Raw genomic sequence first — 13,369 nt, forward strand, 5'->3', positions numbered from 1 at the left:
GCCTATCTCAGTGATGTGCTGAAAAGGCTGCCGACGCATAAAGCGACCCAAATAGAAGAATTACTACCACATCGCTGGAAATCCAACTCAAATTAAAAAATAGGCATGGGGTTCAGCGGACGCTTACCGACAGAACAATTTTCCTAAATGTCTTAAATAAAAAAACCGCTCAAAAGAGCGGTTTTTTTTATGGCTTAAAATTAAAATTTCTTAAAGCCTTTATTTGCACCAAATGCACGGCTTGGTACTGAGTCTTCACGACGTTCACGATTACCAAAATTGTCGTTGCGACGTTCACCACGGTTTGCGCTATTACCTTGGAAGCCATCATTACGACGTTCACCACGGTTTGCGCTATTACCTTGGAAGCTATCATTACGACGCTCGCTACGGTTAGAACCATTGCCCTGGAAACCTTCACGGCGCTCACCACGATTGAAGCTATTGCCTTGAGCACCATCATTACGGCGTTCACCACGGTTGAACTGTTGACCAGTTACTTGTGGTTGATTTTCATCGGTATCACGACGTTGTTGACGTAAATAACCACCACGACGAGCAGCCATTGGTTTGTCTTGCATACGTTCTGTACGACGTTTTGCCATACCAAACAGGCCTGTACCTTGACGTGGTTTTAGCTCTACAGATTTGGTTAAGTTGTCAATATCTTGTTTATCAAGTTCAATCCAGCGGCCTGTACGAAGTTCACGTGGCAGAATAACCGAACCATAACGAGTACGTAGAAGGCGACTTACTTTTAAACCTTGTGATTCAAAGATACGACGTACTTCACGGTTACGACCTTCTTTTACCACGACTTGGAACCAACGGTTAATACCTTCACCGCCAATTTCAGAGAATGATTCAAACTTCGCTGGGCCATCATCTAACACCACACCTTGTAGCATGTTGTTTTTTAGTTGAGGCGTTACTTCACCCATAACACGAACAGCATATTCACGCTCAATTTCGCTAGAAGGATGCATTAGGCGGTTTGCTAATTCACCATCGTTAGTGAATAACAAAAGACCAGTCGAGTTAATGTCTAGACGACCAACCATCACCCAACGATCACCAGTAATTTGCGGTAATTGTTCAAATACAGTTGGACGATTTTCAGGATCGTTACGCGAGCAGATTTCACCTTCTGGCTTATAGTAAATCAACACACGACGACGAATTTCATCTTCAATTTGGAACTGAACTTTACGACCGTCGATGCGAAGCTCATCAGTTGGTTCGATACGTTCACCCACTTGGGCAACTTGCCCATTTACGCTTACACGACCAGCGGCAATGACTTCTTCCATATAACGGCGAGAACCCAAACCAACGCGTGCAAGCACCTTTTGCAATTTTTCACTCATGACAGCATAACCTTAGAAATTATCATCAACAGTTCACCTATTTATGACTTCGGTGCATTTGCATCGAGCGCCATAAAAGCTTCCTTGGCATCCTGCAGGGGAGGCAATTGGCCTAAAGTGGTTAGACCAAAAGCATTTAAAAATTGTGACGTTGTGACTAACAACGCGGGTCTTCCTGGGAGTTCACGAAAACCAGACTCTTTAATCCAGTTCCAATCAAATAAAGTACGTAAAATTTGACTGTTATTGGTCACTCCTCGAATTTGCTCAATATCTGCACGTGTTACCGGTTGATGATAAGCAATGACAGAAAGCGTTTCGAGCAAGGATGGCGATAAACGAGTCGGTCGTTCAGGCCAGGTCTGTGCAATAATATTACGATATTTTGCACGTACTTGAAAACGGAAACCTTGAATGGTTTCAACAAGTTCAATTGATCTGCCATGTTGCAACATGGATAGTTGTTGCAAGTATTGGCGTAATTCTGTTTTGGTAAAACGGTCTTGGAAGGCTTCTTTTAAGCGTGCAATGCTTACTGCAGCATCGCTCGCAAAAATAATAGCCTCAAGCTGCATCAAAATTTCATGTAGATTATCTTCAGATGACATGGCTGTCATTTGAGTCGATTCAGTGTTCATGCACGTGCTCCTTGAATTGCAAGCGGTGCTTCTACACCTGATGCGACAATCTGTACTTTTTGTTGGCGTGTCAGTTCTAAAATGGCCATAAACGTCACCACAACACCCATACGACCTTGGCTTGGCTTGAGCAAATCAGCAAAATCTAAAACTTCGCCCGATTCAAGCCTACTTTCAATAAATGCAATACGCTCTTCAAGCAGCACAGGCTCTTGTAAGATTTGATGAGTAACAGGCTCTGGTCGGTTAAACACGCAGAGCATGGCATCACGAAGCAAATTAATATCATAACCATCATTGCTTTCAATGACTGTACCTAAACTGACATTGGTATCAAATGTGTCTCGGTCAAGGACAGACATTTGTCCTAAACGTTCGGCCGCTTGTTTAATCCGTAAATAGGTTTCAAGACGGTCAATCAATTCTTGTTTTGGGTCTTGCTCATGCGCAGAGACAGATTTAGGTTTAGGTAACAGGAGGCGTGATTTTAAATCTGCAAGTAAAGCTGCCATGACCATATAGTCGGCTGTTAGCTCGATATTCAATGACTTCATCGCATCCATATACGATAAATATTGAGCAGCAATTGGCGCTATATCAACTTGTAATAAGTCAAAACCGTTTTTTTGGATTAGATAAATTAGGAAGTCGAGTGGTCCTTCGAAATGCTCAAGCAGGATTTCAAATGCAGAAGGCGGTATGTACAAATCTTCTGGAATAGCTTCTTGCCACTCATCCAAAACACGAATGTGTGGAGCATCTTCCATAGAATTATGGACAGTAGGGTTCATTGCAATTATAGGCCACGCGAATTTTCAAAGGCATGCAGACAGCTTTTGCTTCGATCTCACATCGAAAAGTAAAAGCACACAGTTTATAGGGAATAGTGTAAAGGAAATTTGGCTTTAAAGAAATTACTCAACGGTTGAATTGCTTAAAAAACTAAAAATAATCTGTGAACAGTGACAGGGTTAACATTTGAGGGTTTTTATTGCTTTAAAATTATTCAGTTTTTCTTTGGGATTTATTACAGAGATCTAAATATCTACAGGCTACAATCATTCAAATGGCAAAATGAATAGAAAGAAAAATGATGCAAAGATTTATACAACAAAATCAATTCGGACAAGAAGTGGGGGCAGCGCTAAATTTTATTGAGCCTTGTCAGCTTACGATTCAGCCTGAAGTTGGGCGAACGGTGCAATTGATTCCAATGTTGCCTAATCAACTTGATAATCAGCTAATCAAGAAATTGTGGCAATCCGTGCAAAAGGAGCCAGATGCAAGTTGCTGGACTTATTTGCCATATGAACAAATGCAAAATTTGCAGCAATTACAAGATTATTTCCAAAACGCATTTTGTTTTGAAGGGGCGATTCATTACGTCATTCAGATTAATGATGAGGTTGTAGGTTGGATCGCTTTGTTAAATCTGCGACCACATCACGCTGTTGTTGAAATTGGCAATGTTTATTTTTCAAATGTTATGAAACGTTCAACGGCTGCCACTGAAACCGTTTACCTTCTGCTTGCAGCGTGTTTTGCGGCGGGTTATCGACGGGTAGAATGGAAATGTGATGATTTAAATATGCCATCAAAAAAGGCAGCATTACGTTTCGGTTTTGAATATGAAGGCTTATTTCGCCAACATGTGATCGTGAAAGGTCGAAACCGCGATACAGCATGGTTTTCGATGCTCGACCATCAGTGGAATGATATTCTCCAAGCCTATCAGGCGTGGCTAAAACCCGACAATTTCGATGGTGATGGGCAACAGAAAATTCATTTAAAAGACTTTATGCAACTTTACGCTGTATAAGGTAAGGCAAACGTGGAGTGCTTATTCAAAAGCACTCACATCACCGACACCGCGACGAATTACTTCTGGGTAATCGCCAGCCAAATTAACAATGCTTGTAGTGTTCAGTGTACCTAAGCCGCCATCAATCAATACATCAATACGCTTACCAATCTGCATTTCAATTTCATAAGGATCGTCAATCGGTTCACTTTGCCCAGGTAGGATGAGGGTAGATGTAAGAAGTGGTTCATCTAGCTCTTTCAGCAACAACTGGCATATCGGATTACTTGGAATACGCAAACCAATGGTTTTCTTTTTGGGATGCATTAAACGGCGAGGTACTTCACTGGTCGCAGGCAAAATAAACGTGGTCACTGCAGGCGTATTATTTTTCAATAAACGATACATGGCATTGTCGACTTTGGCATAAGTGGCAATGTCAGATAAATCGGCGCAAATAATGGCGTATTGATGTTTAGCATCAAGTTGACGAATTTGGGCAATGCGCTCCATAGCGCTCTTGTTGCCAATTTGGCAACCGATGGCATAAGCAGCATCAGTAGGGTAAACCACTACATCTCCAGCGCGAATGCGTTCCACTGCTTGAGTAATTAAGCGTGGTTGAGGATTTTCCGGATGTATTCTCAAATGTAACATATCGTTTTCCTCTTATTATTGGGTGCTCATGCCATTATGTCTTTGTCGATCTGCATTGTGCAATCTGAAAAAGTGCCAATTTGTATAATTTAATCAAGCATTTCACGCTTAAATTCATTCGCTTGTAACATTTTGCCAGCGCGCGTTGCAGCACAAATACACGAAATGAAGTGTTGTGCGTCACGTGGTAATTTTGCTTCACCACTAAAATATTGCTGAAGTTGAGCATATACATTGTCTTTGAAACTGCTGCCATTGCCACCTTCACCCGTCAAGTTATCTAAAGAAACACGAAACTTTCTACCAAAGGCTTGGGCGAATAACCATTCAATGGCTTGCGGTTTAATTTCAACTTGTTCAAATAAGGCTTGTTGTTCGGCTGTACGGCCATCGGGTGCATACCAATAGCCTAAATCTGGAAGTAAGCGACGTTTATCACCCGCAATGGTCCAATGGCTAATCTCATGCAAGGCACTATTGAAAAAGCCATGGGCAAATTGAATACGTGCAGGAGCGTGTTCACTCGCTGGGAAATATTCGGGTTCAAAATCACCTTTGACTAATGTCACATTCAGGTGGGAAAACCAAGAATTAAAGTGTAAGATGAGCCAATCAACTTGTTCTGCTTCTGTAGAAAGTTTCTCCCAGTCCAAGAGTTGCACTTGGTCGGTTGAAATGTCAGAATCGATGGTTGAAATTGTGCTAACAAGTGATGAAATATTCACTTCTGTTTGCGGCTGCAACAGATGCATGACTTAATTTACCCAATAGGTCTGTCTAAATAAGTACAAAATTGTATCTTAATCTTTGACAGAGTACTGATGAATTTGTAGAATTGCCGCCTTAATTATGTCAGCAAATACCTTTCCGGCACAGATAGAGCCGTTTAAATGGGCCGAACAGGGCTTCAAATGGACAGGTCAACTGCCATTATCACGCTTTGTTCGAATATCCCGTGAAGCTGTTGGATCAATTGATGATCAATTGATTAACATAGACTGTAAGCTATCAATGGATGCATATCATCGCGTTGTATGGCTAGATGGTCACGTTGAAACAAAAGTGCCTGTAGAATGCCAGCGTTGTCTGGATACTGTAGAACTTGAACTTGTTTCAGATTTTCATCTAGCTCTTGTGGATGATGAGTCACTGATAGAGCGCTTGGATGAGGATGCTGATTTCATTGTTCTAGGTGAAAGTGAAGCAACAGTTAAAGGAAGCTTTGATGCGCCTGCGACTGCTAATTTACTCGCACTCATAGAAGATGAATTGTTATTGTTGATGCCGTTGTCTCCGAAACATGAGTTTTGTGAACATAAGCATCAACCTGCCGTAGAAGAGCTTGTTGAAGAAAAACGGGATAACCCGTTTGATGTTTTGGCAGGTTTGAAGGGTAAACTTAACTAATTTTTGTGTTATACTGTGAAGTATAAGACAACTGAATTTGTTCTGATCCATTTTTTCGATATTTGTAAGGAGCCATCATGGCCGTTCAGCAAAACCGTAAAAGTCGCTCTCGCCGTGACATGCGCCGTTCACATGACGCTTTAACTGAGAATGCATTAACTGTAGACCAAGCTACTGGTGAAACTCATCGTCGTCACCACGTATCTAAAGATGGTATCTACCGTGGTCGTCAATTATTCGCTAAAGCATCTGCTGAATAATTGATGATGTATTAAGCGTCAAGCTTAGTAGAAAAAATGGGAGCGTTAAGCTCCCTTTTTTTGTATCGTGTTTTTGTTGCATTTGGCAATTACCAAGTCAAAAATTAAGTGTTAAATTTCCGTCCCTGAAATAAGCGTACATGAGATTGTGTTTGTTTTATGTCCAAACGGCAAAAAATAAGCCATCTTGATAAAGGATTTTTTATGTCTGCTAAACAACTCGAGCAAGCAGCTCAAGCTACTAAAACTGCCTTTGTATTCCCAGGGCAGGGTTCACAAAAAGTCGGCATGCTCGCAGAGCTTGCGGAACAGTTTAGTGGTGTGCAAGAAACTTTTGCAGAAGCATCTCAAGCTGTCGGTTTTGATCTTTGGCATATTGCACAAAGTGGCGAAGGTTTAAATCAAACTGAATTTACTCAACCCGTATTATTAACTGCAAGTATTGCGTTATGGCGTGTATGGTTAGAGCTGGGCGGCGTTGCGCCGAAGTACTTGGCAGGCCATTCTTTGGGTGAATACAGCGCTTTAGTTGCATCAGGTGCGATGAGCTTGGGTGATGCAGTGAAATTGGTACATTTGCGCGGTCAGTTGATGCAAAGTGCTGTCCCTGCAGGTCAGGGTGCAATGGCTGCCATTCTTGGACTTGAAGATGCTAAAGTGATTGAGCTTTGCGCCCAAGTTGAAGGCTCTGTTAATGCTGCAAATTATAATGCGCAAGGCCAAGTGGTTATTGCAGGCGACAAAGATGCGGTTGAGGCAGTTATGGCATCGGCAAAGGAAAATGGGGGTAAAGCAATTGCACTTCCAGTTTCAGTTCCATCACATTGCGCATTGATGAAGCCTGCTGCAGAACAGTTCGCAACAGCATTGGAACAAACTGCCATTGAGATGCCGACTATACCTGTAATACAAAATGTAGGCGCTGAAATCGCGACAGATGTAGCGCAATTACGTCAGGCGTTAACTGCACAATTGTATCAATCTGTGCAGTGGACAAAGACTATGCAGTATCTGCAAGATCAGGGAATTCAGTATATTGCTGAATGTGGTCCAGGTAATGTCCTTGCGAATCTCGCAAAACGTTTACCAAATATTGAAAAAGCATTTCCACTGGACACTAAAGTTCGTATGGAAGATGCGCTGAATGCCATTTTAGTGGCAGAAGGGAAAATTGCATGACACAAGAACGCAAAGTTGCTTTAGTCACAGGTGCGAGCCGAGGGATTGGGGCTGCAATTGCTCAGCAATTAATTCAAGACGGTTATTTTGTTGTTGGTACGGCTACTTCAGAGGCAGGTGCAGAAAAACTCTCTGCTGCTTTTGCTGAAAATGGTGCAGGTAAAGTTTTAGATGTACGTGATGCAACTGCGATTGATGCACTTGTGTCTGACATCGAACAGAACTATGGTTCAGTACTGGTTTTAGTCAATAATGCGGGTATAACCAAAGATAATTTGTTACTTCGTATGTCGGAAGATGATTGGGATGATATTCTCAATATTCATTTAAAAGCCGTTTATCGACTTTCTAAACGTGTTTTAAAGGGTATGACCAAAGCACGTTTTGGCCGAATTGTTAATATTAGTTCTGTGGTTGCGCATTTTGCTAACCCTGGGCAAGCAAATTATTCTGCTGCGAAAGCGGGGATTGAGGCCTTTGGTCGCAGTCTTGCAAAAGAAATGGGAAGCCGCCAAATCACTGTAAATGCAGTGGCTCCGGGCTTTATTGCAACAGAAATGACAGAACAGTTGAGCGAAGAAATTCGTAAAAAAATGAGTGATCAAGTGGCTTTAAACCGTTTGGGTGAGCCGCAAGATATCGCAAATGCCGTAAGTTTCTTGGCTTCCGAAAAGGCAAGTTACATTACTGGGACTGTATTACATGTAAATGGTGGTTTATACATGAGCTAAGCGCTTAAGTATAAACTTTCAAAACGATTTAGATTCAATTAAACTAACGGCATTAAAAACGCCACAAGCAATGAGGAGAATTCCTGTGAGCGATATCGAACTACGCGTAAAACAAGCAGTAGCTGAACAACTTGGTCTTAAAGCAGACGAGATCAAAAACGAAGCTTCTTTCATGGATGATCTAGGTGCAGATTCTCTTGACCTAGTTGAATTAGTTATGTCTTTCGAAAACGATTTCGACATTACTATTCCTGATGAAGATTCAAACGAAATCACTACTGTGCAATCTGCAATTGACTACGTTTCTAAAAAACTAGGTTAATTTAAGATTTCAGCGATGCTGATTTAAAAAGCTGTCATTTGGCAGCTTTTTTTATACCTATATTTTTTTAAGATGTTTTTTACATTAACTTACGTTTATGTCACCAATGGCAACTCAAAACAGGTTATTTTTTAGCTATAAAAAGAATGTTTCATAAATAATTTAATCTTGAAAAACAGTAAAACAACGGAGAAAAACATGGGTCTTTTTGATTTTGTAAAAGGTATTGGTAAAAAGAATACAGCACCAGCAGAGCCACAAGCTGCTCCTGCAACACCATCAGAGCCTTCTGCTCAAGAAATCGCAAATAAGCTATTGGGGCACGTTAAGAGCTTAGGTTTACCTGTTACAGGTTTATCTGTGAGTTATAACGGTACATCTGACTTGGCAACGGTTAAGGGTCAAGTGCAGAGCCAAGCCGATCGTGAAAAAATTATTCTTGCGGTGGGTAATATTGATCATGTGGCGCAAGTTGATGATCAACTCACAGTTGCAAGTCCAGAGCCTGAAAGCAAATTTTATACTGTGAAATCAGGTGATAGCTTATCGAAAATCTCAAAAGAATTTTATGGTGATGCAAATCAATATAATAAAATTTTTGAAGCGAATCGTCCGCTGTTAAAGAATGCAGATGACATTTTCCCAGGTCAAGTGCTTCGTATTCCTGCTTAATTGTTGGTGAGTGAAAACCGCTGCTGAGTCAGCGGTTTTTTTGTATGAATAATTTGTGATAGACATAATCGGTGAACATGTAATTGGTATGATAAATAATCATCAAAGTTGAAGATCTTGAATTTTGTGCTTTTTAGGGTGTTCAACGTAGTGACTTGATTGGGTATTAATGTTGATGTACTGGAATGCGAAATCGATATGAAAAGAGCTTGAATTTAATTTTTATAAATTTAGTCTTGATAGGTATAAAAAAACCTCCAATTTGGAGGTTTTTTGCGGAGAATAAATTTAGAAGGTGGGTTTAACAACCACTAAAATTACAACTGCAAAAAGAATTAATGTTGGCATTTCATTAAAGTAACGCCAAAATTTATGTGACTTATAGTGTGCATTCTCGATCAGCTTTTTACGGTAATAACCACATACTAAGTGATAAATTACTAAAAGACCAACTAAGCCAACTTTAAGGTAGAACCATAAAGCTTCGTGGTAATGGCGGGTTGCATCCCCCCAATCAACTAAAAAATGGGCTGTGATGAGTGTGGCGATCATCGCTGGCCACATTATACCTCGGTACAACTTGCGTTCCATAATCTGGAAGCGCTGGTGACTGGTAGCATCATCACTCATCGCATGATAAACATAGAGCCGTGGTAGGTAGAACAACGCAGCGAACCAACACACCACAGCAATAATATGTAATGCTTTTAACCACAAGAAAGCATCAGAAGGAGCATCCATTAAATCACCCTATCTTGGGCGGATTAGCCTTCCCATTTTTTGAAAACGAGGCAGGCATTTACACCGCCGAAACCGAAACTGTTACTCATCACAGTATTCAGTTTTGTGTTACGTTTTTCAAGTACGATATCAAAAGGTTTTGCACCTTCATCAAGCTCAGTTACGTTGATGTTTGGTGCAATGAAGTCATTTTGCATCATCAATACAGAATAAATGGCTTCTTGTACGCCTGCCGCACCTAAGCTGTGACCTGTCATAGATTTGGTTGAGCTAAGTGGTGGTACATTACCTACACCAAACGCATTTTCCATTGCTTTAAGTTCAGTAATATCGCCAGCAGGTGTAGATGTACCGTGGGTGTTTACATAATCAATTTTGTCTACACCATGTTGTTTTGCTTCTTCAAGCGCCATAAGTACGCAACGTGTTGCGCCTTCGCCACTTGGTGCAACCATGTCTGCGCCATCGGAGTTTGCAGCATAACCGACAACTTCAGCAAGGATGTTTGCGCCACGTGCTTGAGCGTGTTCAAGTGATTCAAGCACTACAAAACCACCACCACCAGCAATCACAAAACCGTCGCGGTCAGCAGAGTATGGGCGTGATGCAGTTTCAGGAGTTTCATTGTATTTAGAGCACAATGCCCCCATTGCATCAAACAGCAGGCTTTGAGACCAATGATCTTCTTCACCGCCACCCACAAGCATTAAATCTTGCTTGCCAAGTTGAATCATATTGTATGCATAGCCAATTGCATCAGCAGATGTTGCACAAGCACTGGTAATGGTATGAGCAATACCTTGTAATTTAAAGGCTACACCCACGTTTGCAGTGATCGTGTTTGTCATGTTACGCGGTACAAAGAAAGGGCCAACTTTACGTGCACCTTTTGTTTGTAGTAGTTCATTCATTTCGATGACAGAAGCGGTTGAACCACCACCTGAACCCCCAGTAATACCATAACGTGGATTACCTGCAAGTTGTTCAGCAGTCAAGCCTGCATTTTCAACAGCAGCAACAGCCGCGTTATATGCATACATTGCGCAAACGCCCATAAAACGTTTTAAACGACGGTCAATTCCGTCAAAATTTTGTTCGGCTGCAGCGCTTACATGGCTCTTAAAATTGAGTTCTGCATAAGTTGGGTTGAAACGTGTTCCAGAAATCCCGTTTTGCAAAGAATGAGTAACATCTTCTAATGTATTACCAATGCATGAGTTGATGCCCATACCAGTGATTACAACACGTTTCATCTACAGATCCTTTATAGCGAGTAGTGAGTGAGATGTGGAATAGCCTTTAGGAGAGGGCATCTACACAGTCTGACTCATGTATTTTGAATGGAATAATAATAGCAGAAAGCATTTTGAATTCTTATGGCAAATCCTATGCCAATTTTTGTCTATGTACTTTTACTGTGCTGTTATGAAAATCTTAACTAAAAGATACATATTCAAGTTGTGATAAAGTTTGACTACACCTAGTATTTATCAAGAATTTCAAGAATAGTTAGAATGGGGTCGGGAATGGCGAAATCGAATAATAAACCAACCAATAGTTTGCTCTCAAATGCCTTTGGAGTGGCTAAAAAGCTCAGTTCTACAGGGGTGTCAATTATTAATCATGTGGCACCAGAGTCGGTAACAAAGGTTATACAGCCGCAAAAAAATGGACAAACTTTAGAAGGGCAGTCACATCAAACAGGCTTGTTTGATGTTAAAAAATATGACAATCCGCAACAAATTTTACGTGAACATGTGCCGAATGTTTCTAGGCAACTGCTTGGTCGTCATTTTAGTACTGTTAATAATGTAGCGAATTTTGTCGCACCACAATTTACCGATAAAATTTCTGACTATTTATTTGATCAGTTGAATCATTTTAGCTCTGAATTGTCTTCTGTGGATGCGGTACTTGATGAAGCGGGTGTACGAGACTTAGAAGTCTTAACCCAAGATGTAGATCGTTCTCATCGCATTAGTCAGGCACTGGCTGAACAAAACAAATGGATTGCTTCTATACAAGGTGCAATCACGGGTGCTACAGGTTTGCTGGGTTCAACAATTGATATCCCTGCATCTTTGTTAATGACACTTCGGGTGATCTATCAGGTTGGACGTTCTTATGGCTTTGATTTGAGCAAAGAAACAGATCAAGACATTGTGCAGTTTATTTTTAAGCAGGTTGATCTAAGTTTAATTGCTGAAAAGCAAACATTGTTAATGGCTGTTAAAGCATTAACCAATACCTTGCAAACCAATGATCTTAGCCAATTGCAACAAATGTTGGGTTCAGATACTGATGCTGCGGCACTGAAAAAGTACGTGCTGGATGAGCAGGGTCAATTCAAATGGGCATGGCTGAACCAATTACCTAAGGTTTCACTGTTGAATCAAATTACACGATTATCGCCTGTTGCAAGCGCGGGGATCAGTGCGGTTTATAGTCGCCGTTTGGTTGATGAAGTGAATCAAAAAGCACAACAAGTTTTCTCGAATGCACGTCAGTACATTATTCAGCACCAAGATCTGACACTTCCGCCTTTACATGCCTATGAGCGTTCAATTGAATTGTTGGCACAGGCGACACCTAAATTATTAGAAGGTATCGAAACTATTAAAGCGAAAAGCTTAGGTGGTGCTGAACCTGTATTGGATCAAGTGGTTGAAGTAGAAGGGCATGACAGTATTCGTAATGTTAAAGTCACTAAAAAGACCCACATAAAAGCTGTTGATGATCAGTCGAATCAGGAAGATCGAGTGTTTGAAGGTTTGGATTCACTGGCAAAAAAAGTGGTTGAGCCGCATCAACCTGTTGCAGCGCAAAAGCCAGCTCTTAGTGAAAGTGAAGAATTTACTGCGGATTTAGATCTTGAAGAAGAGCAAGTGTTAGCTGAGGTTGAGCCAAAGCCTAAAGCAAAAGCACAAAAAGCCAAAGTGAAACAAGAAGATTCAGTTACAAAAAAACCAGATGAACCTGTTTAAAATTAAACCACTTATTTGCAGGCGAATAAGTGTGCAATAGGTGTAAACACTTAGATTTCAATGGCACTGAAATGTTGACCAAAATTAAGTCTTCGCTTACAATTGCATGCCCTCAAAAAGTAGTATTTTTTGGGGCTTTTAATTAACGGGAGATTTGCCAAATGGCAACAACAAATCAGTTGATCCGTAAGGGTCGTACAACTTTGATTGAAAAATCAAAAGTTCCTGCGTTGAAGGCTTGTCCACAACGTCGTGGTGTTTGTACACGTGTTTACACAACTACACCTAAAAAACCTAACTCAGCAATGCGTAAAGTTTGCCGTGTTCGCTTAACTTCAGGTTTCGAAGTTTCTAGCTATATCGGTGGTGAAGGCCATAACCTACAAGAGCACAGTGTTGTTCTTATCCGTGGTGGTCGTGTTAAAGACTTACCAGGTGTACGTTACCATACCGTTCGTGGTTCTTTAGACTGCGCTGGTGTTAAAGATCGTAACCAGTCTCGTTCTAAATACGGTACTAAACGTCCTAAGAAATAATCTTTTTAGATTAACTTCTTAAGAACGCAAGACCGCAATCCTTTATCGTCTCGCTTGTCTGATTTCTGCATTTA

At 40.9% G+C, this 13,369-nt stretch carries 16 protein-coding genes and 1 pseudogene; 10 read left to right on the top strand and 7 right to left on the bottom strand.

What is annotated here, in order from left to right:
* On the top strand, window positions 1-96 hold a 96-nt coding region (locus tag FTT84_RS07140), incomplete at its 5' end, for a transposase domain-containing protein (protein ID WP_143242124.1).
* A gap of 368 nt (window positions 97-464) precedes the next feature.
* Here FTT84_RS07140 and rluB read toward each other — a convergent pair.
* The 3 genes and pseudogenes from rluB to FTT84_RS07155 form a co-directional block, all read right to left on the bottom strand.
* Window positions 465-1,367: pseudogene (gene rluB, locus FTT84_RS07145) on the bottom strand (23S rRNA pseudouridine(2605) synthase RluB); the annotation flags it as partial.
* Between the two features lie 41 nt (window positions 1,368-1,408).
* Window positions 1,409-2,005 (bottom strand): SMC-Scp complex subunit ScpB, encoded by a 597-nt coding sequence (scpB, locus tag FTT84_RS07150; RefSeq protein WP_180080640.1) that lies wholly within the window; start codon window positions 2,003-2,005, stop codon window positions 1,409-1,411.
* Complete coding sequence (locus tag FTT84_RS07155) at window positions 2,002-2,796, bottom strand: ScpA family protein (protein ID WP_067766113.1); 795 nt, start codon at window positions 2,794-2,796, stop codon at window positions 2,002-2,004. The genes scpB and FTT84_RS07155 overlap by 4 nt, the downstream gene beginning before the upstream one ends.
* Window positions 2,797-3,098: 302 nt before the next feature.
* Between FTT84_RS07155 and FTT84_RS07160 the strand changes: the two genes are divergently transcribed.
* A complete protein-coding gene (locus FTT84_RS07160; RefSeq protein ID WP_180080668.1) occupies window positions 3,099-3,824 on the top strand; it encodes a GNAT family N-acetyltransferase in 726 nt (241 codons plus the stop codon).
* Between the two features lie 21 nt (window positions 3,825-3,845).
* On the opposite strand, the gene FTT84_RS07165 is transcribed toward FTT84_RS07160, so the two are convergent.
* Window positions 3,846-4,463, bottom strand: a complete 618-nt coding sequence (locus FTT84_RS07165; RefSeq protein WP_067766117.1) for an L-threonylcarbamoyladenylate synthase — start codon at window positions 4,461-4,463, stop codon at window positions 3,846-3,848.
* Window positions 4,464-4,552: 89 nt separating this feature from the next.
* Entirely contained in the window at window positions 4,553-5,215 is a 663-nt protein-coding gene (locus FTT84_RS07170; RefSeq protein ID WP_067766120.1) for an elongation factor P hydroxylase, read from the bottom strand.
* Window positions 5,216-5,312: 97 nt separating this feature from the next.
* Between FTT84_RS07170 and FTT84_RS07175 the strand changes: the two genes are divergently transcribed.
* From FTT84_RS07175 to lysM, 6 genes are all read left to right on the top strand, one after another.
* On the top strand, window positions 5,313-5,870 hold the full coding sequence (locus FTT84_RS07175) for a DUF177 domain-containing protein (protein ID WP_067766123.1): 558 nt from the start codon (window positions 5,313-5,315) through the stop codon (window positions 5,868-5,870).
* Window positions 5,871-5,947: 77 nt separating this feature from the next.
* A complete protein-coding gene (gene rpmF / locus FTT84_RS07180) occupies window positions 5,948-6,130 on the top strand; it encodes a 50S ribosomal protein L32 (RefSeq protein ID WP_004279227.1) in 183 nt (60 codons plus the stop codon).
* Window positions 6,131-6,334: 204 nt separating this feature from the next.
* Window positions 6,335-7,309, top strand: coding sequence for an ACP S-malonyltransferase (fabD, locus tag FTT84_RS07185; protein ID WP_180080642.1), 975 nt, complete (start codon window positions 6,335-6,337; stop codon window positions 7,307-7,309).
* Entirely contained in the window at window positions 7,306-8,040 is a 735-nt protein-coding gene (gene fabG, locus FTT84_RS07190) for a 3-oxoacyl-ACP reductase FabG (protein WP_180080643.1), read from the top strand. The genes fabD and fabG overlap by 4 nt, the downstream gene beginning before the upstream one ends.
* An 85-nt stretch (window positions 8,041-8,125) precedes the next feature.
* Window positions 8,126-8,362, top strand: a complete 237-nt coding sequence (gene acpP / locus FTT84_RS07195) for an acyl carrier protein (RefSeq protein ID WP_067766132.1) — start codon at window positions 8,126-8,128, stop codon at window positions 8,360-8,362.
* A gap of 198 nt (window positions 8,363-8,560) precedes the next feature.
* On the top strand, window positions 8,561-9,034 hold the full coding sequence (gene lysM, locus FTT84_RS07200; protein ID WP_067766136.1) for a peptidoglycan-binding protein LysM: 474 nt from the start codon (window positions 8,561-8,563) through the stop codon (window positions 9,032-9,034).
* 288 nt (window positions 9,035-9,322) lie between these two features.
* On the opposite strand, the gene hemJ is transcribed toward lysM, so the two are convergent.
* Both hemJ and FTT84_RS07210 read right to left on the bottom strand, forming a co-directional pair.
* Window positions 9,323-9,775: a protoporphyrinogen oxidase HemJ gene (gene hemJ, locus FTT84_RS07205; RefSeq protein WP_180080644.1), complete on the bottom strand. Its 453-nt coding sequence runs from the start codon at window positions 9,773-9,775 to the stop codon at window positions 9,323-9,325.
* A gap of 23 nt (window positions 9,776-9,798) precedes the next feature.
* Entirely contained in the window at window positions 9,799-11,028 is a 1,230-nt protein-coding gene (locus FTT84_RS07210) for a beta-ketoacyl synthase N-terminal-like domain-containing protein (RefSeq protein WP_180080645.1), read from the bottom strand.
* Between the two features lie 273 nt (window positions 11,029-11,301).
* Here FTT84_RS07210 and FTT84_RS07215 point away from each other — a divergent pair, with 273 nt between their 5' ends.
* On the top strand, window positions 11,302-12,759 hold the full coding sequence (locus FTT84_RS07215) for an EcsC family protein (protein WP_180080646.1): 1,458 nt from the start codon (window positions 11,302-11,304) through the stop codon (window positions 12,757-12,759).
* Between the two features lie 161 nt (window positions 12,760-12,920).
* On the top strand, window positions 12,921-13,295 hold the full coding sequence (gene rpsL / locus FTT84_RS07220) for a 30S ribosomal protein S12 (protein ID WP_004648013.1): 375 nt from the start codon (window positions 12,921-12,923) through the stop codon (window positions 13,293-13,295).
* Window positions 13,296-13,369 lie beyond the last annotated feature (74 nt).

This window comes from Acinetobacter sp. YH01019, from assembly GCF_013420285.1.
Taxonomy (GTDB): Bacteria; Pseudomonadota; Gammaproteobacteria; order Pseudomonadales; family Moraxellaceae; genus Acinetobacter; species Acinetobacter gandensis.